1 tRNA gene and 2 rRNA genes (1 of these 3 cut by a window edge) are annotated in these 2,500 nt (G+C 54.6%); all 3 read right to left on the bottom strand.

Annotation, left to right across the window (positions count from 1 at the left end):
• Positions 1-6 precede the first annotated feature (6 nt).
• Positions 7-83 (bottom strand) — tRNA-Met (locus ACFQ27_RS20510).
• Positions 84-133: 50 nt separating this feature from the next.
• Positions 134-248, bottom strand: a 5S ribosomal RNA gene (rrf, locus tag ACFQ27_RS20515).
• 81 nt (positions 249-329) lie between these two features.
• Positions 330-2,500 (bottom strand): 23S ribosomal RNA (locus tag ACFQ27_RS20520); it runs 616 nt beyond the window's last position.

Raw genomic sequence — 2,500 nt, forward strand, 5'->3', positions numbered from 1 at the left:
GATCTTTGGGTGCGGGGACAGGATTTGAACCTGTGACCTTCAGGTTATGAGCCTGACGAGCTACCGGGCTGCTCCACCCCGCGGTGGTGTGGTGATCGTGAAAGAAGGGTGTTGGGTTGCATCCGTTTGGTAGACCTGGCGGCGACCTACTCTCCCGCGCCTTAAGACGAAGTACCATCGGCCCAGAGAGGCTTAACGACCGAGTTCGGAATGGGATCGGGTGGGGACCTCTCGGCATAGCCACCAGGTCAACGAAACGGATGCGTTGAACGAGAAGACATCGTCATTGATTGACGGACAAAGCGCTTTAGTCATGGGTTTGACTAAGAACGATCAAGCCTATCGAGCGATTAGTACCAGTAAGCTGCATGCCTCGCGGCACTTCCACACCTGGCCTATCAACGTGGTGGTCTACCACGGCTCTCGGCGAAGCCTTGTTTTGAGGTTAGTTTCCCGCTTAGATGCTTTCAGCGGTTATCTATTCCACACTTAGCTACCCTGCTGCGCGGCTGGCGCCACGACAGGTCCACCAGAGGTGTGTCCATCCCGGTCCTCTCGTACTAGGGACAGATCCTCTCAAGCTTCGTACACCCACGGCAGATAGGGACCAAACTGTCTCACGACGTTCTGAACCCAGCTCACGTACCACTTTAATCGGCGAACAGCCGAACCCTTGGGACCTGCTCCAGCCCCAGGATGTGATGAGCCGACATCGAGGTGCCAAACTTTGCCGTCGCTGTGGACGCTTGGGCAAAATCAGCCTGTTATCCCTAGAGTACCTTTTATCCGTTGAGCGATGGCCCTTCCATGCAGAACCACCGGATCACTATGGCCGACTTTCGTCTCTGATCGACTTGTCAGTCTCTCAGTCAGGCGAGCTTATGCCATTGCACTCGACGAGCGATTTCCGACCGCTCTGAGCTCACCATCGCGCGCCTCCGTTACACTTTGGGAGGCGACCGCCCCAGTCAAACTACCCGCCACGCCATGTCCCGGACCCGGATAACGGGTCTCGGTTAGACGTCAACGACAACAAGGGTGGTATTTCAAGGTTGGCTCCCCCGGAACTGGCGCCCCGGATTCATAGCCTCCCACCTATCCTACACATGTTGTCGCTAACGCCAAGGCGAAGCTATAGTAAAGGTTCATAGGGTCTTTCCGTCTGACCGCGGGAACCCCGCATCTTCACGGGGAATTCAATTTCGCTGAGCCTATGCTGGAGACAGTGGGGAAGTCGTTACGCCATTCGTGCAGGTCGGAACTTACCCGACAAGGAATTTCGCTACCTTAGGACCGTTATAGTTACGGCCGCCGTTTACCGGGGCTTCAATTCGGAGCTTGCACCCCTCCTTTTAACCTTCCGGCACCGGGCAGGCGTCAGACCCTATACGTCGCCTTACGGCTTCGCAGAGCCCTGTGTTTTTGATAAACAGTCGCTACCCCCTGGCCTGTGCCACTCTGCAAAGGTTGCCCTAAGCAGAGTCACGCTTATCCCGAAGTTACGCGTGCAATTTGCCGAGTTCCTTCAGCATAGTTCTCTCAAGCGCCTTGGTATACTCTACCTGTCCACCTGTGTCGGTTTCGGGTACGGTCTCCGTTGGAGTTATTTCCAGGAACCCCTTCACTGCCAGGACAATCCAATAAGCCCTGACAATTTACGGCATTCGTCACTTCCAACTGGCTCAGGAATATTCACCTGATTCCCATCGACTACGCCTTTCGGCCTCGCCTTAGGGGCCGGCTAACCCTGCGCAGATTAGCTTTACGCAGGAACCCTTGGACTTTCGGCGAGAGTGTCTCTCACACTCTTTGTCGCTACTCATGTCAGCATTCTCACTTCCGATACCTCCAGCAAGGCTCACGCCTTACCTTCACAGGCTTACGGAACGCTCCGCTACCGCGTGCTTGCGCACACCCATACCTTCGGCGAACGGCTTTAGCCCCGTTACATTTTCCGCGCAGGATCGCTTGACCAGTGAGCTGTTACGCTTTCTTTAAATGATGGCTGCTTCTAAGCCAACATCCTGGTTGTCAAAGCAATCCCACATCGTTTCCCACTTAGCCGTTACTTGGGGGCCTTAGATGATGGTTAGGGTTGTTTCCCTTTTCACGACGGACGTTAGCACCCGCCGTGTGTCTGCCAGATAGTTCTCTTAGGTATTCGGAGTTTGGTTAGAATTGGTACAGCTCGCGCCGCCCGCATCCATCCAGTGCTCTACCCCCTAAGGAATTCGTCTGACGCACTACCTAAATAGTTTTCGCGGAGAACCAGCTATGTCCAGGTTTGATTGGCCTTTCACCCCTATCCACAAGTCATCCCAGAATTTTTCAACATTCACGGGTTCGGTCCTCCAGCTGGTGTTACCCAGCCTTCAACCTGCTCATGGATAGATCACCTGGTTTCGGGTCGTCATGCGACGTACTTATTCGCCCTATTCAGACTCGCTTTCGCTGCGCCTACACCTAACGGCTTAAGCTTGCACGGCACATGAAGTCGCTG

Source organism: Phenylobacterium conjunctum, assembly GCF_042679085.1.
Taxonomy (GTDB): Bacteria; Pseudomonadota; Alphaproteobacteria; order Caulobacterales; family Caulobacteraceae; genus Phenylobacterium; species Phenylobacterium conjunctum.